This window comes from Streptomyces atratus (assembly GCF_900119365.1).
GTDB lineage: Bacteria > Actinomycetota > Actinomycetes > Streptomycetales > Streptomycetaceae > Streptomyces > Streptomyces atratus_B.
In genome coordinates this window covers 78,952-99,805 of the sequence record NZ_FPJO01000015.1, presented here as the reverse complement: position 1 = coordinate 99,805, position 20,854 = coordinate 78,952, and the positions used below count along the sequence as shown (strand labels likewise).

Annotated in this window: 20 protein-coding genes and 1 pseudogene; 15 read left to right on the top strand and 6 right to left on the bottom strand. The window is 70.4% G+C overall.

Annotation, left to right across the window (positions count from 1 at the left end; genetic code table 11):
• The first annotated feature begins 3 nt into the window (after positions 1-3).
• Entirely contained in the window at positions 4-1,161 is a 1,158-nt protein-coding gene (locus BT364_RS23760; protein ID WP_072487265.1) for a D-alanine--D-alanine ligase family protein, read from the top strand.
• 48 nt (positions 1,162-1,209) lie between these two features.
• Here the strand turns inward: BT364_RS23760 and BT364_RS23755 are convergent, their stop codons facing one another.
• Together BT364_RS23755 and BT364_RS23750 are read right to left on the bottom strand one after the other, a co-directional pair.
• A complete protein-coding gene (locus BT364_RS23755) occupies positions 1,210-1,692 on the bottom strand; it encodes a DUF3515 domain-containing protein (protein WP_371268639.1) in 483 nt (160 codons plus the stop codon).
• Between the two features lie 20 nt (positions 1,693-1,712).
• Entirely contained in the window at positions 1,713-1,946 is a 234-nt protein-coding gene (locus tag BT364_RS23750; RefSeq protein WP_072487263.1) for an Lrp/AsnC family transcriptional regulator, read from the bottom strand.
• A 324-nt stretch (positions 1,947-2,270) separates the two neighbouring features.
• Here BT364_RS23750 and BT364_RS23745 point away from each other — a divergent pair, with 324 nt between their 5' ends.
• Both BT364_RS23745 and thiD read left to right on the top strand, forming a co-directional pair.
• Positions 2,271-3,242: a thiamine-phosphate kinase gene (locus BT364_RS23745; protein WP_072487262.1), complete on the top strand. Its 972-nt coding sequence runs from the start codon at positions 2,271-2,273 to the stop codon at positions 3,240-3,242.
• A gap of 10 nt (positions 3,243-3,252) precedes the next feature.
• Entirely contained in the window at positions 3,253-4,059 is an 807-nt protein-coding gene (thiD, locus tag BT364_RS23740) for a bifunctional hydroxymethylpyrimidine kinase/phosphomethylpyrimidine kinase (protein WP_072487261.1), read from the top strand.
• Between the two features lie 86 nt (positions 4,060-4,145).
• Here the strand turns inward: thiD and rpmB are convergent, their stop codons facing one another.
• Positions 4,146-4,331 (bottom strand): 50S ribosomal protein L28, encoded by a 186-nt coding sequence (gene rpmB, locus BT364_RS23735; RefSeq protein WP_030928661.1) that lies wholly within the window; start codon positions 4,329-4,331, stop codon positions 4,146-4,148.
• A 258-nt stretch (positions 4,332-4,589) separates the two neighbouring features.
• Between rpmB and BT364_RS23730 the strand changes: the two genes are divergently transcribed.
• Positions 4,590-6,209 carry a DAK2 domain-containing protein gene (locus BT364_RS23730; RefSeq protein ID WP_072487260.1) on the top strand — a complete coding sequence of 540 codons (1,620 nt, stop codon included), beginning with the start codon at positions 4,590-4,592 and terminating at the stop codon, positions 6,207-6,209.
• 10 nt (positions 6,210-6,219) lie between these two features.
• Here BT364_RS23730 and BT364_RS23725 read toward each other — a convergent pair whose 3' ends face one another.
• Positions 6,220-6,597 carry a hypothetical protein gene (locus BT364_RS23725; protein ID WP_072487259.1) on the bottom strand — a complete coding sequence of 126 codons (378 nt, stop codon included), beginning with the start codon at positions 6,595-6,597 and terminating at the stop codon, positions 6,220-6,222.
• A 21-nt stretch (positions 6,598-6,618) separates the two neighbouring features.
• Between BT364_RS23725 and BT364_RS23720 the strand changes: the two genes are divergently transcribed.
• From BT364_RS23720 to mutM, 8 genes are all read left to right on the top strand, one after another.
• On the top strand, positions 6,619-9,846 hold the full coding sequence (locus BT364_RS23720) for a helicase-related protein (protein ID WP_072487258.1): 3,228 nt from the start codon (positions 6,619-6,621) through the stop codon (positions 9,844-9,846).
• A gap of 107 nt (positions 9,847-9,953) precedes the next feature.
• Complete coding sequence (gene rsmD / locus BT364_RS23715) at positions 9,954-10,538, top strand: 16S rRNA (guanine(966)-N(2))-methyltransferase RsmD (RefSeq protein WP_072487257.1); 585 nt, start codon at positions 9,954-9,956, stop codon at positions 10,536-10,538.
• A gap of 26 nt (positions 10,539-10,564) precedes the next feature.
• Positions 10,565-11,044 (top strand): pantetheine-phosphate adenylyltransferase, encoded by a 480-nt coding sequence (gene coaD, locus BT364_RS23710; protein ID WP_218172450.1) that lies wholly within the window; start codon positions 10,565-10,567, stop codon positions 11,042-11,044.
• A 98-nt stretch (positions 11,045-11,142) separates the two neighbouring features.
• On the top strand, positions 11,143-12,219 hold the full coding sequence (locus BT364_RS23705; RefSeq protein ID WP_072487255.1) for a cell division initiation protein: 1,077 nt from the start codon (positions 11,143-11,145) through the stop codon (positions 12,217-12,219).
• 163 nt (positions 12,220-12,382) lie between these two features.
• Positions 12,383-13,057 (top strand): YceD family protein, encoded by a 675-nt coding sequence (locus BT364_RS23700; protein WP_072487254.1) that lies wholly within the window; start codon positions 12,383-12,385, stop codon positions 13,055-13,057.
• A 2-nt stretch (positions 13,058-13,059) separates the two neighbouring features.
• Positions 13,060-13,233: a 50S ribosomal protein L32 gene (gene rpmF, locus BT364_RS23695; protein ID WP_003965982.1), complete on the top strand. Its 174-nt coding sequence runs from the start codon at positions 13,060-13,062 to the stop codon at positions 13,231-13,233.
• A gap of 19 nt (positions 13,234-13,252) precedes the next feature.
• Positions 13,253-14,077, top strand: coding sequence for a ribonuclease III (gene rnc / locus BT364_RS23690; protein WP_072487253.1), 825 nt, complete (start codon positions 13,253-13,255; stop codon positions 14,075-14,077).
• 93 nt (positions 14,078-14,170) lie between these two features.
• Complete coding sequence (gene mutM, locus BT364_RS23685; protein ID WP_072487252.1) at positions 14,171-15,052, top strand: bifunctional DNA-formamidopyrimidine glycosylase/DNA-(apurinic or apyrimidinic site) lyase; 882 nt, start codon at positions 14,171-14,173, stop codon at positions 15,050-15,052.
• On the opposite strand, the gene BT364_RS23680 is transcribed toward mutM, so the two are convergent.
• Positions 14,986-15,417 (bottom strand): winged helix-turn-helix transcriptional regulator, encoded by a 432-nt coding sequence (locus tag BT364_RS23680; protein ID WP_072487251.1) that lies wholly within the window; start codon positions 15,415-15,417, stop codon positions 14,986-14,988. The two genes, mutM and BT364_RS23680, sit on opposite strands and share 67 nt — an antisense overlap.
• A 74-nt stretch (positions 15,418-15,491) precedes the next feature.
• Positions 15,492-15,827 (bottom strand): annotated as a pseudogene (locus BT364_RS23675) (CAP domain-containing protein); the annotation flags it as partial.
• A gap of 90 nt (positions 15,828-15,917) precedes the next feature.
• Here BT364_RS23675 and BT364_RS23670 point away from each other — a divergent pair.
• From BT364_RS23670 to smc, 3 genes are all read left to right on the top strand, one after another.
• The gene (locus BT364_RS23670) at positions 15,918-16,199 is read left to right on the top strand and encodes an acylphosphatase (RefSeq protein WP_072487249.1); all 282 of its coding nucleotides are present in this window, start codon (positions 15,918-15,920) and stop codon (positions 16,197-16,199) included.
• A gap of 440 nt (positions 16,200-16,639) precedes the next feature.
• Complete coding sequence (locus BT364_RS23660; RefSeq protein WP_018551753.1) at positions 16,640-16,852, top strand: hypothetical protein; 213 nt, start codon at positions 16,640-16,642, stop codon at positions 16,850-16,852.
• A 339-nt stretch (positions 16,853-17,191) separates the two neighbouring features.
• Positions 17,192-20,776, top strand: coding sequence for a chromosome segregation protein SMC (smc, locus tag BT364_RS23655; protein ID WP_072487248.1), 3,585 nt, complete (start codon positions 17,192-17,194; stop codon positions 20,774-20,776).
• Positions 20,777-20,854 lie beyond the last annotated feature (78 nt).

Sequence of the window (20,854 nt, the reverse complement as noted above, 5' to 3'; positions counted from 1 at the left end):
GATATGAGCAGCGAGAACCTCCCCCAGAGCCCGGAGCAGCAGCTCCGCAAGCCGCGCGTGGCCGTCGTGTTCGGCGGCCGCAGCTCCGAACACGGCATCTCGGTCGTCACGGCCGGCGCCGTCCTGAACGCCATCGACCGGACCAAGTACGACGTCCTGCCGATCGGCATCACGACGGACGGCCGCTGGGCGCTCACCGCCGACGAACCCGAACGCATGGCCATCACGGACCGGAAGATGCCGGAAGTGGCCCAGCTGGCCGAGTCCACCGAGGGCGCCGTGGTGCTCTCCGTCGACCCCGGCAGCCGCGAAGTGGTGTACAGCGAGCCCGGCTCGGTCCCCAAGGCGCTCGGCGAGGTCGATGTCGTCTTCCCCGTGCTGCACGGCCCGTACGGCGAGGACGGCACCCTTCAGGGGCTCCTGGAGCTCTCCGGTGTGCCCTACGTCGGCGCCGGGGTGCTCGCCTCGGCGGTCGGCCAGGACAAGGAGTACATGAAGCGGGTCTTCACCTCCTTCGGGCTGCCGGTCGGCCCGTACCTCGTGGTGCGTCCCCGCGAGTGGGACAACGATCCCTCCGGTGCCCGCAAGCGCATCGTGGACTTCGCCGGCGAGCACGGCTGGCCGCTCTTCATCAAGCCCGCCCGGGCCGGCTCGTCCATCGGCATCACCAAGGTCGACGACCTCTCCGGCCTCGACGAGGCGATCGAGGAGGCCCGCCGCCACGACCCCAAGTTCCTGGTCGAGTCGCTGCTGCGGGGCCGCGAGATCGAGTGCGGGGTGCTGGAGTTCGAGGACGGGCCGCGCGCCAGCGTGCCCGCCGAGATCCCCCCGGTGACCTCGCACGACTTCTACGACTTCGAGGCCAAGTACATCGACTCGGCCTCCGGGATCGTGCCCGCCCCGCTCACCGAGGAGCAGACGGCCGAGGTCCAGCGGCTCGCGGTCGAGACCTTCGAGGCCACGTCCTGCGAGGGGCTGGTCCGTGCCGACTTCTTCCTCACCGAGGACGGCACCTTCGTGATCAACGAGATCAACACCCTGCCGGGCTTCACCCCGATCTCCATGTACCCGCGGATGTGGCAGGAGAGCGGTGTGAGCTACCAGGAGCTGGTGGACCGGCTGATCCAGGCCGCGTTGAGCCGCCCGACCGGCCTGCGCTGAGCCGGCCCCGCGCCGCACGGCGTGCGCTCCCGGGCGGGAGCGCACGCCCTACAGTCCGGGTACCGTCTTGCGGACGGCGGGGCCGAAAGCGGCCAACGGGCTCGCGTCATGGGCGTACGCCTCCGAGAGCGTCACCTCGACGTACGCCTTGCGGTATGTCGTCGTGAAGCGCGGACCGGCATCGTCGGGCTGCTCCAGCAGCCAGTTGACGCCGTTCGCGTCGATCCCCTTCGCCATGGGGTCGTCCATCTTCGCGGGCCGGGGGACACCGCAGCGCAGTACGATCTCCCCGTCCCCCCACTCGGCGGTCAGTTCGGACTTCGGCCCGGCATCACCGAGGTCGAGACCGGCAACGGTCCTCGGCAGCTCCTTGTGCAGCGCACGGCAGTAGCCCGCGGCTTCCGGGGACGGCGTGGGAACCGTGATCGACACCGCGGCGTCCGTCGAGGAACAGCCCGCCGCGGCCAGCAGCAGCGCGGCAACGGACGGGCCGAGGAACACGGAATGGCGAAGTCGGCGCGAAGATCTCACCGGCCCAGCGTAGACGGGGGCTACAGATGAACGACCGGGCAGGTCAGGGTTCGGGTGATGCCTTCCACTTGCTGGACCTTGGCGACCACCATGCGGCCGAGTTCATCGACCGTGTCGGCCTGTGCGCGCACGATCACGTCGTAGGGGCCGGTGACGTCCTCTGCCTGGATCACTCCCGGAACTCGGGCGATGGTCTCGGCGACGGTCGACGCCTTGCCCACCTCGGTCTGAATAAGGATGTACGCCTGTACCACGGAACCTCCAGGGCGGCCACGAGGATCATGTGGGGGAGAAAGGGACGCCACGGTATCGCGTTGCCGCGTGCCGCGGGGAGACCTGCGGACCGTTGACGCCCACAGCGTGGCGTACGCAAGACACAAGTTGACGTATCTCTTGACAGTACCGACAGCAGTGACGGCCCGCGACCGCAAGCGCAGCGGTCCGGAAGGGGGACGGGCATGGCGGTGACGAGCGGTGCAGACTGCTCCCTGCGGCGGCGGCCGGTCCAGGGTCCGGACCCCCGGCCGCCGAAGCAGCCCGGACGACCGTCCGGCGCGATAGATGAGAGGTGAGACTCGGTGAAGGGAACCGTGGGCGAGTTGGGGGAGTTCGGGCTCATCAGGGAGCTCACTTCCCGGCTCACCACCACTCCGGCGGTACGGCTCGGCCCCGGCGACGACGCCGCGGTCGTGACCGCTCCCGACCGCAGGGTCGTGGCCAGTACGGACATCCTGTTGGAGGGACGGCACTTCCGCCGCGACTGGTCGACGGCGTACGACGTCGGCCGCAAGGCCGCCGCCCAGAACCTCGCCGACATCGCCGCCATGGGCGCGGTGCCCACCGCGCTGCTGCTCGGTCTGGTCGTCCCCGCCGAACTCCCGGTCACCTGGGCCGGCGAGCTGATGGACGGCATTCGTGACGAGTGCCAGGTCGCGGGAGCGGCCGTGGTCGGCGGAGACGTGGTGCGTGGCGAGACGATCACCGTCTCGATCACCGCGCTGGGCGATCTGCGCAACCACGAGCCGGTCACCCGCTCCGGCGCCCAGCCCGGCGACGTCGTCGCCGTCACCGGCTGGCTCGGCTGGTCCGCCGCCGGGTACGCGGTGCTCTCCCGGGGCTTCCGCTCGCCCCGCGCCTTCGTCGAGGCCCACCGGCGCCCCGAACCGCCGTACCACGCGGGCCCCGCGGCCGCCGGGCTCGGCGCCACCGCGATGACGGACGTGAGCGACGGGCTCGTCGCCGACCTCGGGCACATCGCCGAGGCCAGCAAGGTCCGGATCGATCTGCGCTCCGGGCTCATCGACATCCCCTCGCAGATGTCCGACATCGGGCAGGCCGTCGGCGTCGACCCGCTCCAGTGGGTGCTGACCGGGGGTGAGGACCACGCGATCGTCGCCACCTTCCCGCCGGACGTGAAGCTGCCCGCCCGTTGGAAGGTGATCGGCGAGGTCCTCAACCCCTCCGCACTGCCGCAGGTGACCGTCGACGGGGCGCCGTGGACCGTCAAGGGCGGCTGGGACCACTTCGGGGACATCGAGGACGCCCAGTAGATTTCGGCGTATGCCCATATCTGCTGCTGTACCCGCCCGTGTGCTCACCGTTGCCGGATCCGACTCCGGCGGCGGTGCGGGCATCCAGGCCGACCTGAAGACGATGCTGGCGCACGGTGTGCACGGGATGAGCGTGCTGACCGCTGTCACCGCCCAGAACTCGCTGGGCGTGCAGGGCTCCTGGGAACTGCCCGTCGAGGCCGTGCGCGCCCAGTACCGCAGCGTGGTGGACGACATCGGGGTCCAGGCGGTGAAGACCGGAATGCTGTCGTCGGCCGTCCTCGTGGAGACCGTGGCCGAACTCCTCGCCGGCACCGGCGCCCCGGCCGTCGTCGACCCGGTCGGCGTCTCCAAGCACGGCGACCCGCTGCTGGCTGCCGAGGCGCTCGATTCCGTACGGACGAAACTGCTGCCGGCCGCCACGGTCGCCACCCCGAACCTGGACGAGGTGGCACAGCTCACCGGCGTCCACGTCGAGGACGAGGCGGGGATGCGGCGGGCCGCCGCCGCGGTACTGGACTTCGGGCCGCGCTGGGTCGTCGTCAAGGGCGGCCATCTGCCGGGCGACCCCGTCGACCTGCTGACCGACGGCACCGAGGAGCACTGGCTGCGCGCCCCCCGGCACGACAACCGCCACACCCACGGCACCGGCTGCACCCTCGCCTCGGCCATCGCCTGCCGGCTGGCCCTGGGCCAGGACGTACCCGCGGCGGTCCGGGACGCGAAGGCCTATGTCACCGGGGCGATCACGGCGGGCTTCCCGCTGGGCGCCGGGATCGGCCCGGTCGACCACGGCTGGCGGACGCGCACCGCGTGAGGGCGCCCCGGCGCACAGCAAAAAGCCGGTCCACCGAGGTGGACCGGCCTTTTGGGCAACCGGAAGGCTGCGCTACGACGGGAACGTCAGCGCGCGACCTTGCCGGCCTTGATGCACGAGGTGCAGACGTTGAGCCGCTTCGGCGTCCGACCGACCACGGCACGCACGCGCTGGATGTTGGGATTCCAGCGACGGGACGTACGGCGGTGCGAGTGCGAAATGTTGTTGCCGAAGCCCGGCCCCTTGCCGCAGACGTCGCAGTTGGCAGCCACGGGTCACTCCAAAGACTTCAGATGCACTTACAGTGAAATCCGGCGCGCCGGATTCATTTGACTGAAGTGGCGGTGCCGGAGGGATGGCCCGACTCTCATCGGGCAACCGAAGCAGCATACAACGGCTGCGTCGGTAGAACGAAACTACCATGGGTTCCACCGGCCTTGTCCCGCCCCCTGTCCCCGCCGGACCCGGTGCGCGGGGCTACTCTGCGATGCAGCCGGCCGCCCACGGCCGAATCCGAGGAGGGCCGACAGGTGCCGCAGACCGACGACGACATGGACGCCGTCGCGGTGCGTACCTGGTGCTCACTGGCCCTGGAGGCGCTGGGCCGGGAGCGCGAGGCGATCGACGCGATCAATGTGTACCCCGTCGCCGACGGGGACACCGGTACGAACCTCTATCTGACCGTGGAATCGGCGGCCCAGGCCGTCGAGGCGGTCTTCGCCGCCCATGAGACCGGAGTGACCACACCGGTCGCGGCCGACGTGGTACGGGCCATGGCGCACGGCGCCCTGATCGGCGCCCGCGGGAACTCCGGCACGATCCTGGCCCAGTTGCTGCGCGGGATGGCGGAGGTGCTGGCCGTCGGCCATGACGCGGACCATCTGCGCCGGGCGCTCGCCGTCGCCGCCGAGGCGGCCCGGCAGGCCGTCGCGCACCCTGTCGAGGGCACCGTGCTGACGGTGGCCACCGTGGCCGCCGAGGCCGCCGCGCGTACCGGGCACGACGCCGGAACCGCCGCGGTCGCACGGGCGGCGTACGAAGGGGCGCGGACGGCCCTGGCAGCGACCCCCGGACAGCTCGCCGTCCTCGGCCGGGCGGGCGTCGTGGACGCCGGGGGACGGGGCCTGGTGACGGTGCTCGCGGCGCTCGTCGAAGCGGTCTGCGGGCAGGCCCCCGAGCGCACCCACGTGGCCGTGCCCGCCCTTCCCGTGCCGGACGACTGCGTGGCGGACGAGGCGGAAGGCGGACCGGCTTTCGAGGTCATCTACCTGCTGGAGGCCACGGACGAGGCGGTGGACCGGCTGCGGACCCGGCTCGACCGGCTCGGCGACTCGCTCGTGGTGGTGGGCGGCGACGGGCTGTGGAACGTCCATGTGCATGTCGACGACGCGGGTGCGGCCGTGGAGGCCGGGGTCGAGGCGGGGCGGCCGTACCGCATCCGGATCACCCACTTCGGCGCGGACCGGGTGCACCCCCACACCGAGCCCGTGCAGCGCGCGGTCGTCGTCGTGGTCCCCGGCGACGGGCTCCGCGGCCTGTGCAAGGAGGCCGGGGCCACGACGGTCCTGGCCCGCCCCGGGGAGCCGCCGGCCAGCGGCGAACTGGTCGACGCGATCCGCCGGGCGCACGCCCGCGAGGTGGTCCTGCTGCCCAACGACGCGGAGCTGCGCCACACCGCCGCTGCCGCCGCCGAACAGGCCCGCGCGGAGGGCGTCCGGGTCGCCCTGATCCCGACCAGGGCCGCCGTCCAGGGCATTGCCGCCCTCGCCGTCCACGAACCCGACCGCAGTTTCGACGAGGACGTGGTGGCGATGACCGCCGCCGCCGGTGCCACCCGCTACGCCGAACTCGCCGTCGCCGAACGGCAGTCCTGGACCATGGCGGGCATCTGCCAGGCCGGCGACATCCTGGGCCTGATCGACGGCGACGTCGCGGTCATCGGCGAAGACGTACCGCAGACCGCCCGCGACGTGCTGGACCGCATGCTGGCGGCGGGCGGCGAACTGGTCACCCTGATCCTGGGCGAGGACGTCCCGGACAGCCTCGCGCACGCGCTGGAGCAGCACGTGCGCGAGGGCTATCTGGCGGTGGACACGGTGGTGTACCGGGGCGGCCACCAGAGTGCTCCGCTGCTCATCGGGGTGGAGTAGCGGAGCCGTCTCAAGCGCCGGTTCGCCGGCCCACGTAGTCCAGCAGCGCCTCGGCCTCCGCGTGGCGCTCCTCGTCCGTCTCGTCCGGCTCCCCGGGCCCGTGGATCTCCAGGACCCTCCGGGCCCGCTCCCGGGCCGCGTCCGGACGGCCCAGGTCGGCCTCCAGCCAGGCGGCCATCAGCTCGGCGGCCGTGCGCAGGCCGACGAAACCGGCGCCGGCCTCCGCGAAGCCCGCGACCGCCCGGTCCACGTACCCGAGCGCCTCCTCGTACTCCGGCGCCTCGCCCGGCTCACCCGGGCGGACATGGGCGATCAGCAGCTCGCCGGTGGGGCGCGGCGACGATTCTGACCAGGGGATTCCAACGATCCGGGTGGTGCCCGCCGACATCTGTCAGTGGTGTGGTGTGCAATGGATCGCGTGTCTGCGTTCGACGAACCCCTCAAGAAGCTGCTCGGCGGAGCCACCGCGAAGGTGATGGCCGAACACCTCGACCTGCACACGGTCGGTGATCTGCTCCATCATTACCCGCGGCGCTACGAGGAGCGCGGCCGGCTCACGGCGCTGACGGACCTCCCGCTGGACGAGCACGTGACGGTGGTCGCCCAGGTCGCCGACGCCCGCGTCCTGATGTTCAACAACGGCCGAGGCAAGCGCCTCGAAGTGACCCTCACCGACGGCAGTGGCCGCCTCCAGCTGGTCTTCTTCGGCCACGGCGTCCACAAGCCGCACAAGGAGCTGCTGCCCGGCCGGCGGGCGATGTTCGCGGGCAAGGTCTCCGTCTTCAACCGGAAGATGCAGCTCGCCCACCCGACGTACCAGCTGCTGGACACCAAAGACACCGACGAGGCCACCGAGGCGGTGGACGCCTTCGCCGGGCGGCTGCTGCCGATCTACCCGGCCTGCAAGCAGCTGGACTCGTGGCGGATCGCCAAGGCCGTCGACGCGGTGCTGCCCAGCGCCCAGGAGGCGGTCGACCCGCTGCCGCCGAGCCTGCGCGAAGGGCGCGGGTTCACCGCGCTCCCCGAAGCGCTGCTGAAGGTCCACCGCCCGCAGACCAAGGCGGACATCGCCCAGGCCAGGGACCGGTTGAAGTGGGACGAGGCCTTCGTCCTCCAGGTCGCGCTGGCCCGCCGCAGATACGCCGACACCCAGCTCCCGGCCGTCGCCCGCAGACCCGTGCCCGGCGGACTGCTCGACGCCTTCGACACCAGGCTGCCCTTCACCCTCACCGACGGGCAGCAGAAGGTCTCCAAGGAGATCTTCGACGACCTCGCGACCGAACACCCGATGCACCGGCTGCTCCAGGGCGAAGTCGGATCGGGGAAGGCCCAGCCACTCGATTCGTTGGTCCTGACCCCTCAGGGCTACAAGCCCATGGGCGACATCCGGCAAGGCGACGAGGTAGTGGTTCCCGAGGGGGAAGTTGCCGTAGTGGACGGGGTCTTCCCTCAGGGAGTGCGAGATGTATGGCGACTTGTTCTGTCCGACGACACGGCTGTCGAATGCGATGACGAGCATCTGTGGATCGTCGGGACCAGCTGCGCCTGGGACCGGGAGCAAGCACCCAAGGTGATGACAACCCGCGAGATCAGGATGGACACGTTCAAGGCCAACGGTTCGTCGAAATGGTATGTGCCAGCGGTCACACCAGTGGATCTCAGTTGCGGTTCCGAACCACCCCTCGATCCTTACGTTTTCGGACTGTTGCTGGGAGATGGCTCGTTCCGGCACAACCTTCGTCTGTCCACGGTCGACGACGAGATCCTGGCTGCCGTCCGAACCGCAGTGGCGCCCGACTGCGAACTCGTGCCCGTGCCAGGTTCCCCCTGCGACTACACAATCCGGATGACGAGGCCGAAGTCCGGATCACAAAAGAACCCAGTGATCAGTGCACTGCGTGCGCTGGGGCTGTGGGGGGCCACGTCGCACGACAAGTTCATCCCACCCGTGTTCAAGAACACGTCGATCAAGAACCGGCTCGCTGTGTTGCAGGGGCTCATGGACACGGACGGGGCTTTGGATGCTCAAGGGATGAGCATTTCGTTCTGCTCCGCATCCCGGAGACTGGCCGAGGACGTGGCGTGGCTTGTTCGTTCCCTCGGCGGGCGCGCCAGGGTGCTGTCCAAGAAAGCGGCCGTCAATGTGTCGATTTCCCTGCCTGCCGATTACGTGCCATTTCGGCTCACTCGCAAGGTTGCTCGGATCCAGCCCAGGCCGAAGTGCAACACGTTCCGGCGCGGGATCCGTGCGGTCGAGTACGTCGGTCGCAAACCGGTCCAGTGCATCAGTGTCGCCCACTCGAGTCACGCGTACATCACGGATCACTTCACGGTCACGCACAACACCATGGTCGCGCTGCGGGCCATGCTCGGGGTCGTCGACGCGGGCGGCCAGGCCGCCATGCTCGCGCCCACCGAGGTGCTCGCCCAGCAGCACCACCGCTCCATCACGGAAATGATGGGAGATCTGGCGGAGGGCGGCATGCTGGGCGGCTCCGAGCAGGGGACGAAGGTGGTGCTGCTCACCGGTTCGATGGGCGTTGCGGCCCGCCGCCAGGCGCTCCTCGACCTCGTCACCGGCGAGGCCGGGATCGTGATCGGCACCCATGCCCTGATCGAGGACAAGGTGCAGTTCCACGACCTGGGCCTGGTCGTCGTCGACGAACAGCACCGCTTCGGCGTGGAACAGCGCGACGCCCTTCGCTCCAAGGGGAAGCAGCCGCCGCATCTGCTGGTCATGACGGCCACCCCCATTCCGCGTACGGTCGCCATGACCGTCTTCGGTGACCTGGAGACCTCCGTACTGGACCAGCTCCCGGCCGGCCGCTCGCCGATCGCCAGCCATGTCGTCCCCGCCAAGGACAAGCCGCACTTCCTCAGCCGCGCCTGGGAAAGGGTGCGCGAAGAAGTGGAGAACGGACACCAGGCGTACGTGGTCTGTCCCCGCATCGGTGACGACGCCGACGACGAGGCGGCGGGGAAGAAGACGAAGAAGAAGGCGCCCGAGGACGAGGGCGACAAGCGCCCGCCGCTCGCCGTGCTGGAGATCGCCGAACAGCTCGCCAAGGGCCCGCTGGCCGGCCTGCGCGTCGAGGTGCTGCACGGCAGGATGAACCCGGACGACAAGGACGACGTGATGCGCCGCTTCGCCGCGGGCGAGGTCGATGTCCTGGTCGCCACCACCGTCATCGAGGTCGGCGTCAACGTCCCCAACGCCACCGCCATGGTGATCATGGACGCCGACCGCTTCGGGGTCTCCCAGCTGCACCAGCTGCGCGGCCGGGTCGGCCGGGGCTCCGCCCCCGGACTCTGCCTGCTGGTCAGCGAGGCCCACGAGGCCAGTCCCGCCCGCGCCCGGCTCTCCGCCGTCGCCGCCACCCTCGACGGCTTCGAGCTCTCCCGGATCGACCTCGAACAGCGCCGCGAGGGCGATGTCCTCGGCCAGGCCCAGTCCGGGGTCCGCTCATCGCTGCGGATGCTGACCGTCATCGACGACGAGGAGGTCATCGTCGCCGCGCGGGAGGAGGCCGTCGCGATCGTCGCCGCCGACCCGGAGCTCGAACACCTGCCGGAGCTGCGGACCGCGCTGGACGCGCTGCTCGACAAGGAGCGCGAGCAGTACCTCGACAAGGGCTGACCGGGGGGCACAGGGTGCGCGGGCCCGATCGGCCACGACGCCATATCGTGGGTGGCACGGCGCCGGGGCACCCCGCGGGCCGCCCACGAACCGAGGACCAGACACTCATGACCCGCGTGATCGCCGGCTCGGCCGGCGGACGCCGCCTGGCCGTTCCGCCCGGCACCGGCACCCGCCCCACCTCCGACCGTGCGCGCGAGGGCCTCTTCTCCACCTGGGAAGCTCTCCTCGGCAGCCTGGAGGGCACCCGTATCGCCGATCTGTACGCGGGTTCCGGGGCCGTAGGTCTGGAGGCGCTCTCCCGGGGCGCGGTGCACGCCCTGCTCGTCGAGGCCGACCCCAGGGCCGTCCGCACCGTCCGGGACAACGTCCGCACGCTCGGCCTGCCCGGCGCCGAGGTCCGCACCGGCAAGGCCGAGCAGATCGTGACGGGACCGGCACCGGCCCAGCCGTACGACGTGGTGTTCCTGGACCCGCCGTACGCCGTCACCGACGACGATCTTGGCGAGATACTGCTCACACTCCGTGCCCAGGGGTGGCTCACGGCCGATGCCCTCGTCACCGTGGAACGCAGCACCAGAGGCGGAAATTTCGACTGGCCCGAGGGATTCGAAGCATTGCGGGCCCGTCGTTACGGCGAAGGAACGCTTTGGTACGGTCGCGCCGCCTCTACGTGCGAAGACGCACGATGACCGCACCGGAGAGCGAGGGAACCAAGTTGCGCCGCGCCGTCTGTCCGGGGTCGTTCGACCCCATCACCAATGGACACCTCGACATCATTGGCCGCGCTTCGAAGCTGTACGACGTCGTACACGTCGCGGTGATGATCAACCAGTCCAAGAAGGGCCTGTTCACGGTCGACGAGCGGATCGATCTGATCCGCCAGGTCACCGCGGACTTCGGCAACGTCAAGGTCGAGTCCTTCCACGGCCTCCTGGTCGACTTCTGCAAGCAGCGCGACATCCCGGCGATCGTCAAGGGCCTGCGGGCCGTCAGCGACTTCGACTACGAGCTCCAGATGGCCCAGATGAACATCGGCCTCTCCGGCGTCGAGACGCTCTTCGTGCCGACCAATCCCACCTACAGCTTCCTGTCGTCCTCCCTGGTCAAGGAGGTCGCCACCTGGGGCGGCGACGTCTCCCATCTGCTCCCTCCGGTGGTCCACGAGGCCCTCACCGAGCGTCTCTCCCAGCGCTGAGCCGCTGACGGGCCGTCACCAGGTGTCGGACGGGCGCCGACTGGCCTTACAGTCGTCCCGTCCGTCTCCAATCGGCTGTAGAGAGTGGCGAGCACACGGTGGACGTGCAGAAGAAGCTCGACGAGATCGTCGAAGCGGTCGGGAACGCCCGGTCGATGCCCATGTCGGCTTCGTGCGTGGTCAACCGCGCCGAGCTGCTCGCGATGCTCGACGAGGTGCGTGAGGCCCTGCCCGGCTCGCTCGCCCACGCCCAGGAGCTCATCGGCGGCCAGGAGCAGCTGGCCGAGCAGGCCCGCCAGGAGGCCGAGCGGATCATCGGGGCCGCCCGCGCCGAACGCACCTCGCTGATCGCCGACACCGAGATCGCCAGGCAGTCCCGCAGCGAGGCCGACCGCATCCTCGACGAGGCCCGCCGCGAGGCCGACGAGGTCCGCGCCGAGGCCGACGAGTACGTGGACAGCAAGCTGGCCAACTTCGAGGTCGTCCTCACCAAGACGATCGGCTCCGTCGACCGGGGCCGCGAGAAGCTCCTCGGCCGCGGCCGGCCCTTCGACGAGCAGGGCTACGAGGACCCGGACTTCGCCGAGGCCCCCGAGCGCAGCACCGACCCGGCCACCCTCCAGCGCCGGGCGGACGAGTACGTCGACACCAAGCTGGGCGCCTTCGAGGCCGTGCTCGCCAAGACCCTGGAGGCGGTCGGCCGCGGCCGGCAGAAACTGCACGGAAGGATCCCCACCGACGACCTCGGCGCGCACGTGGCCGCCCAGGACGCGGCGGGCGACCAGGGGCGCATCAGCGACGAGGACCACTGGGCCGGCCTGGCCGAGCTCGCCACCCCGGCGCCGCAGCCGGTGCACCAGCAGGCCCAGCCGCACTTCCCCGCCCAGACACAGCCCGGCTACGCGGAGACCTACGCGTACCAGGAACAGCCGCAGCAGGACGTCTACGGGTACCAGCAGCAGCCGGACCCGTACGCCGCGGCCTATCAGCCGCAGGGCTACGACCAGAGCCAGGCCCAGGCCCAGGTCCCCGTCCAGGGGTACGACGGCTGGCCCCAGCAGCAGCCCCAGCAGGCCCTCCAGCAGCAGGGCGAGAGCGCCCTCGACGAGACCAGCCTGTTCGACACCAGCATGATCGACCTGGACCAGCTCCGCCGGTACGAACAGGAACGCTGACCGGACGGGGCCGGGGCCCGCGTCCGGGCGGCCCCGATCGCCCGGATTGGGAGCTGGGCGGCGCGTCCAGTATCCTGGCTCCTCGGTCGCGCGTATGTCCGCGATCCCGGCTGCCCGTTTCGACTCCGAATCCGGTCGGCCCTCCCCACAGTGTGCGTTGCACATGATCTCGAAAGCAGGAAAAGCCCTGAACGGCCACCTCGACCACCGAAACCCCCTCGTGTTCGATACGCACGAGCTGGGCCGGCGTCCCGGTGCCCTCCAGCGGCTCTCCCGCACGGTGGACGCACCTGGTCCGCCGGCTGTCCTCGGCATCGAAGGGGTCATCGGTGTGCCGGAAGGCGCGCCTGTGGAGCTGGATCTCCGCCTCGAATCGGTCATGGAAGGGGTGCTTGTCACAGGCACCGCCCGTGCGTCGGCCGAGGGGGAGTGCGTAAGGTGTCTGGAGCCGCTGCGCCTAGAGGTTGCGGCGGACTTCCAGGAGATGTTCTCGTACCCTGACGCCGATGACCGGGGCCGCAGCAGCAAGGCGGAGCCGGCCGACGACGTTGAGGACGACGAGGACAGGCTCTTCATCGAGGACGGCCTGTTCGACCTCGAACCAGTGCTGCGTGATGCGGTGGTGCTCGCACTGCCGATGCAGCCGGTGTGCCGGGAGTCCTGTGCCGGTCTGTGTTCCGAATGCGGAATCAGGCTGGACGAGAACCCCGGTCATCACCATGATGCCGTCGACATTCGTTGGGCGGCATTGCAGGGACTCGCCGACACCGTTCAGGACGGCGAGAAGGACAACATGGGCGGCGCCGAAGCGGGCGTCGACGAGAAGCAGGAGAAGTAGCCGTGGCTGTTCCGAAGCGGAAGATGTCGCGCAGCAACACGCGCCACCGCCGGTCGCAGTGGAAGGCTGCGGTCCCCACCCTGGTTTCGTGTGAGCGTTGCCAGGAGCCGAAGCTGCAGCACATCGCGTGCCCCAGCTGCGGCACGTACAACAAGCGCCAGGTCCTCGAGGTCTGAGCGGCTGGTGAGAGGCCCGATGTCTGAGTTGTCCAACGCCAAGAAGAAGGCAGACAACGTCAACACAGCCTCGTCCCACACGCTTCTGGAAGGGCGGCTCGGGTATCAACTCGAGACCGCCCTTCTGGTGCGTGCGCTGACCCACCGTTCGTACGCGTACGAGAACGGCGGTCTGCCCACCAACGAGCGGCTCGAATTCCTCGGGGACTCGGTGCTCGGCCTGGTGGTCACGGACACGCTGTACCGCACCCACCCCGACCTGCCCGAAGGCCAGCTGGCCAAGTTGCGGGCCGCGGTGGTCAACTCGCGTGCGCTTGCGGAAGTGGGCCGCGGCCTCGAACTCGGCTCCTTCATCCGGCTCGGCCGGGGCGAAGAGGGCACGGGAGGCCGGGACAAGGCGTCCATCCTCGCCGACACCCTTGAAGCGGTGATCGGCGCGGTCTATCTCGACCAGGGCCTCGGCGCGGCCTCGGAGCTGGTCCACCGGCTCTTCGACCCGCTGATCGACAGGTCCTCGAACCTCGGTGCCGGCCTGGACTGGAAGACCAGCCTCCAGGAGCTCACCGCCGGCGAGAGCCTCGGAGTCCCCGAGTACATCGTCACGGAGACCGGCCCGGACCACGAGAAGACCTTTACTGCTGCTGCTCGCGTCGGTGGTGTCTCGTACGGCACCGGCACCGGTCGTAGCAAGAAGGAAGCGGAGCAGCAGGCGGCGGAGTCCGCCTGGCGCGAGATCAGCGCCGCCGCGGAGGAACGGGCGGCGGCGGCGAAGGCCGCTGCCGATGGAGGGGCCGCCGACACCCCTGCAGGCCCGTCGCAGTCCACGGACGCGGCTCCGGCCTGACCCCCAGAACCCCCCGGTGCCCCCGCGCGCCGGGGGGTTCGTCCTGCCCGAAAACGTACCCTTTTCTCAGATCATCCCTTCAGGAGCGACACCGTGCCCGAGCTGCCCGAGGTCGAAGTCGTACGACGTGGTCTCGAACGCTGGGTCACCGGCCGGACGGTCGGCGATGTCGAGGTGCTGCACCCGCGTGCCGTCCGCCGCCATCTCGCCGGTGGCGTGGACTTCGCGGCCCGGCTCGGCGGCGCCCGCTTCGGCACGGCGATGCGCCGGGGCAAGTACCTCTGGGTGCCGCTGGACGACGCGGCCAGCTCGCTCCTGGGCCATCTCGGCATGAGCGGCCAACTGCTCGTACAGCCGCAGGACGCACCCGACGAGAAGCACCTGCGCATCCGGATCCGCTTCGACGACTTCCTGGGCACCGAGCTCCGCTTCGTCGACCAGCGGACCTTCGGCGGGCTCTCGCTCCACGAGAACACCCCCGACGGGCTGCCCGACACCATCGCGCACATCGCCCGCGACCCCCTGGACCCGGCGTTCGACGACGCCGCCTTCCACGCGGCCCTGCGCCTGCGCCGTACGACCGTCAAGCGGGCCCTGCTCGACCAGTCGCTGATCAGCGGCGTCGGCAACATCTACGCGGACGAGGCGCTCTGGCGCAGCAGGCTGCACTACGACCGGCCGACCGCGACCCTCACCCGCCCCAAGTCGGCCGAACTGCTCGGCCATGTCCGCGACGTGATGAGCGAGGCGCTCGACCAGGGCGGCACCAGCTTCGACAGCCTCTACGTCAATGTGAACGGCGAGTCCGGCTACTTCGACCGCTCGCTCGACGCCTACGGACGCGAGGACGAGCCCTGTCACCGCTGCGGCACGCAGATGCGCCGCCGTCCCTGGATGAACCGCTCCAGCTACTTCTGCCCGCGCTGCCAGCGGCCACCGCGCCCGACCGCCCGGCCGGGGTGCGTCCCGTCGTAGTGGTCGCGGGCCCGGAGCACCTCGGGCATCCGGCCCTCGACGAGCTGGATCAGCGCGAGCAGCCGCTCGGCCACCTGTCGGCCCAGGGGCGTCAGCTCGTAGTCGACGCGCGGTGGATTGGTCGGCTGGGCCTCGCGGTGGACCAGGCCGTCCCGTTCCAGGGCGTGGAGCGTCTGGGAAAGCATCTTCTCGCTCACCCCGTCGACCCGGCGACGGAGCTCGTTGAAGCGGAAACCGCCTTCGTACAGCGCGCCCAGCGTCAGGCTGCCCCAGCGCCCGGTGACATGCTCCAGCGTGCCGCGTGAGGGGCACTGTCTGGAGAACACATCGAAGGCGAGCTCGTCCAGACGGGTGTTCTCGTCCATGCCGAGCAGCGTACGCCCGCACAGCGCTCACCGCTGGAGCGCGCTTTCTCCGGGGGAGCGCTGTGGGGCGCGGGTCAGAAGCCGAAGTCCTGGGTCCACCAGGGGCCGCCGGAGCCGTAGTGGACACCGACGCCGAGCGTCTTGAAGTCGCAGTTGAGAATGTTCGCCCGGTGGCCGTCGCTGTTCATCCAGGAGTCCATCACGGCCTGCGCGTCGGCCTGGCCGCGGGCTGTGTTCTCGGCGGCGAGGCCCCGCACACCGGCCTTCGAGGCGCGGTCCCAGGGGGTCCGGCCGTCGGGGTCGGTGTGGTCGAAGAAGCCGCGGGCTGCCATGTCCTTGCTGAAGTCCTGGGCGAGCGAAGCGAGCGAGGCACTGGCGGTCAGCGGGCTGCATCCGACCTTGGCGCACTCCGGTTCGAGTGAGGTCATTGCGTCGGGACTGTACGCCATGCCCCAAGGCAGGACGTGCTCCAAGAGCAATCGGCCGGTTAGCGTTCGGGCATGAACGAAGATGTACGACTCACCGCATGGGTACGCGGCCGAGTGCAGCGAGTGGGGTTCCGCTGGTTCACCAGGGCAAACGCCTTGGAGATCGGTGGTCTCACCGGTTTCGCCCTGAACCTCGACGACGGCAGGGTGCAGGTCGTCGCCGAGGGGCGACGTGAGAATTGCCACCGCCTGCTGGACTGGCTGCGCTCGGACGACACACCCGGACGCGTGGACGGAGTCACTGAGATATGGGACACCCCGCGCGGCGGTTACGAGGGCTTCGCGATCCGCTGATCCGGGTCCGGTCCGGGGGGTGCGGAGCGGTCTGTGTTCGGGCCGTGTTCGAAGCGCTGCCGGGGGTTGTCGGGCGGGGTGCTCGTCTGCGTACACATGAAATGACCTGCGGAATGACCGGGTGGTTGCCAAGATTCGGTTGGCGTGCCAGGCTGCGGCAGTAAGGATGATCTCCACGCCCCGCAGGGCCCCGCAGGAGAGTCGCGCCGCATGATCGCCGAGCCGCGCGCCCCCGGGCTGCCCGCCTCTACAGGGCGTGATCGTGTTGACCGTCAAAGTTTTTGGTGAGACGCTGAAATCCCCGCGCACCTTAGCTGTTTGGCAGAGCTGTTTGGCAGCAGAACAGCAGTGACGACAGAGCGCTGCCGAGCACCGCGGGTGCGAATCCCTCACGACCCACACCGCATCGGTCGGTCACTCAGTGTGGAGGACCATCCATCATGGCAAAGGCGCTTCTCGGTTACGTCGGCGGTTCCGACCCGCGACTCCTCGCCGAGATGCGACGGCTCCAGCAGCGCGTCCAGGATCTCGAATCCGAGCTCGTACGGATTCAGGACGAGAACGACGCGCTGAATGCCGCCGCCCAGCACCAAGAGTCGCTGCTCGACAGCATCGACATCGACGTACCTCAGGCGGAGCCGGCGCTGACCTGACCGATGGCCCCCAGGGGCCGGTCGGGCTGCCGTACGCGTCAGCCGTCCGAGATCATCACCCGGATCGTCGCCGGATCATTGAAGATCACTGCTCTTGATCTGTCACCCTTGTGACATGTCATTGATCCGTCATGCGCCGCTGCACCAGCAACACCGCACGTAACACCGCACAAGATTTACAAGGGGCGCTTCGGCGTCCCTTCTTTCTTTTTCCGTCCGGTCCTTTTCCGCCCGGACCTGTGCGGGACCCGCCCCCGGCGTTGCACCCCTTCCCTTAACGTCTGATGTGCCCTGCACCTTCATCAGTGAAACCGAGAGCGAAAGGTAGAGTCCGGCGGCGTGCACCTCAAGGCCCTGACCCTGCGTGGTTTCAAATCGTTCGCCTCCGCCACGACGCTGCGGTTCGAACCCGGCATCACCTGCGTCGTCGGCCCCAATGGGTCCGGCAAGTCCAATGTGGTGGACGCGCTCTCCTGGGTCATGGGGGAACAGGGCGCCAAATCCCTGCGCGGCGGCAAGATGGAAGACGTTATCTTCGCCGGCACCACCGGCCGGCCGCCGCTCGGACGGGCCGAAGTATCGCTGACCATCGACAATTCCGACGGCGCACTGCCCATCGAGTACGCCGAAGTGACGATCACTCGGATCATGTTCCGCAATGGCGGCAGCGAGTACCAGATCAATGGCGACACCTGTCGGCTCCTGGACATCCAGGAACTCCTCTCGGACTCCGGCATCGGCCGCGAGATGCATGTCATCGTCGGTCAGGGCCAGCTGGACTCCGTGCTCCACGCCGATCCGACGGGCCGTCGCGCGTTCATCGAGGAAGCCGCGGGTGTGCTCAAGCACCGCAAGCGGAAGGAGAAGGCGCTGCGGAAACTGGACGCGATGGGGGCCAACCTCGCGCGCGTCCAGGACCTCACCGACGAACTGCGCCGGCAGCTGAAACCGCTCGGCCGGCAGGCGGCCGTGGCGCGCCGGGCCGCCGTCATCCAGGCCGATCTGCGCGACGCCAGGCTGCGGCTGCTCGCCGACGACCTGGTGCGGCTGCGCACGGCGCTGCGCAGCGAGATCGCCGACGAGGCGGCGCTCAAGCAGCGCCGGGAGGCCGCGGAGGCGGAACTCAAGACGGCCCTGGCCCGCGAGGCGGAGCTGGAGGACGAGGTGCGGCGGCTGGCGCCGCGGCTCCAGCGCGCCCAGCAGACCTGGTACGAGCTGTCCCAGCTGGCCGAACGGGTGCGCGGCACGATCTCGCTGGCCGACGCCCGGGTGAAGAGCGCCTCCGCCGTTCCGGAGGAGGAGCGGCGCGGCCGCGACCCCGAGGACATGGAGCGGGAGGCGGCCCGGATCCGTGAGCAGGAGGCGGAGCTGGCCGCCGCGCTGACGGCCGCGGAGCACGCGCTGGAGGACACCGCCGCCCACCGTGCCGACCTGGAACGGGAGTTGGCGGCCGAGGAACGCAGGCTCAAGGACGCCGCCCGCGCCATCGCGGACCGCCGCGAAGGGCTCGCCCGGCTCAGCGGGCAGGTCAACGCGGCCCGCAGCCGGGCCGGTTCGGCGCAGGCCGAGATCGACCGGCTGGCCGCCTCACGGGACGAGGCGCGGGAGCGGGCGGTCGCCGCCCAGGAGGAGTACGAACAGCTCAAGGCCGAGGTCGAGGGCCTGGACGCCGGGGACCAGGAGCTCGGCGAGCGGCACGATGCCGCCAAGGCGGAGCTGGCGGAGGCGGAGGCGGCGCTCTCCGCGGCCCGGGAGGCGGCCACCGCCGCGGAGCGGAAGCGGGCGGCGGTCGCGGCCCGCCACGAGGCGCTGGCCCTCGGTCTGCGCCGCAAGGACGGCACGGGCGCGCTGCTGGGCGCGCGGGACCGGCTGTCCGGCCTGGTCGGTCCGGCCGCGGAACTCCTGACGGTGGCGCCGGGGCACGAGGTGGCGGTGGCGGCGGCGCTGGGCGCGGCGGCGGACGCGGTCGCGGTGACGGACCCGGCCACGGCGGCGGAGGCGATCCGGCTGCTGCGCAAGCAGGACGCGGGGCGGGCGGCGCTGCTGCTGGGTGCGGTGCGGCGCGCCGAGGACCCCGGGCAGGGGGGTGCCGATGATGCCGGTGGTGGTGCCGGTGCCGGAGGGCCGCGCGCCGTGGCCGATCTCGTCCGCGGGCCCGTCGAACTGATGGACGCCGTACGCAGGCTGGTGCGGGACATGGTGGTCGTCGGCACGCTGGAGGACGCCGAGGACCTCGTCGCCGTACACCCGGAGCTGACGGCCGTGACCGCCGAGGGGGACATCCTCTCGGCCCACTTCGCGCACGGCGGTTCCGCCGGGGCGCCGAGCCTCCTCGAAGTGCAGGCCTCGGTCGACGAGGCCGCCGCCCAGCTGGAGGAACTGGCGGTGCGGTGCGCCGGGTTGACCGAGGAGCAGCGGCTCGCGGGGGAGCGGCGCCGGGCCGCCGCCGGGCTGGTCGAGGAGCTGGGGGAGCGGCGCCGGGCGGCCGAGCGGGAGAAGTCCGGGGTGTCCCAGCAACTGGGGCGGCTGGCCGGGCAGGCCCGTGGCGCGGCCGGTGAGGCCGAGCGGATGACCGCGTCGGCCGCCCGCGCCCAGGAGGCCCTCGAACGGGCGACCGAGGAGGCCGAGGAGCTGGCCGAGCGGCTGCTGGTCGCCGAGGAGACGCCGGTCGAGGAGGAGCCGGACACCTCCGTGCGCGACCGGCTCGCCGCCGACGGTGCCAACGCCCGCCAGACCGAGATGGAGGCCCGGCTCCAGGTGCGTACCCACGAGGAGCGGGTCAAGGCGCTGGCGGGCCGGGCCGACTCCCTCGACCGGGGCGCCCGCGCCGAACGGGAGGCCCGCACCCGCGCCGAGCAGCGCCGGGCCAGGCTGCGCCACGAGGCGGCGGTGGCCTCCGCCGTCGCGTCCGGGGCCCGTCAGCTGCTCGCGCACGTCGAGGTGTCCGTCGTACGCGCCGAGCGGGAGCGGGTGGTGGCCGAGGCGGCGAAGGCGGAGCGGGAGCGGGAGCTGGCGGCCGAGCGCGGCCGGGGCCGCGAGCTCAAGGGCGAGCTGGACAAGCTCACCGACTCCGTCCACCGCGGCGAGGTGCTCGGTGCCGAGAAGCGGCTGCGGATAGAGCAGCTGGAGGCGAAGGCGCTGGAGGAACTGGGCGTCGAGCCGGCCGGGCTGGCCGCCGAGTACGGCCCCGACCAGCTCGTACCGCCGTCGCCGGCCGCGGAGGGCGAGGAGCTGCCGCAGGACCCGGAGCATCCGCGCAACCGGCCGAAGCCGTTCGTCAGGGCCGAGCAGGAGAAGCGGCTGAAGTCGGCCGAACGGGCGTATCAGCAACTCGGGAAGGTGAATCCGCTCGCCCTGGAGGAGTTCTCGGCGCTGGAAGAGCGGCACAAGTTCCTCTCCGAGCAGCTCGAGGACCTGAAGAAGACCCGGGCCCACCTGATACAGGTCATCAAGGAGGTCGACGAGCGGGTCGAGCAGGTGTTCACGGAGGCGTACCGGGACACGGCCCGTGAGTTCGAGGGCGTCTTCTCGCGGCTCTTCCCGGGCGGCGAGGGCCGGCTCGTCCTGACCGACCCGGACAACATGCTCGCGACCGGTGTGGACGTGGAGGCGAGGCCGCCCGGCAAGAAGGTCAAGCGGCTCTCGCTGCTGTCCGGCGGCGAACGCTCGCTCACGGCGGTGGCGTTGCTGGTCTCCATCTTCAAGGCCCGGCCGAGCCCGTTCTATGTGATGGACGAGGTCGAGGCGGCGCTCGACGACACCAATCTGCAGCGGCTGATCCGGATCATGGAGGAGCTCCAGGAGAGCTCGCAGCTCATCGTGATCACACATCAGAAGCGGACGATGGAGGTCGCCGACGCCCTGTACGGCGTATCGATGCAGGGCGACGGAGTCTCGAAGGTCATCAGCCAGCGCCTGCGCTGAAGCCTTTGCTCCACCCCCAAGGCTTCAATCTTCAAGGCTTCAATGCGCTCTCCGGATATTCCTCGGCAGATCTGCACA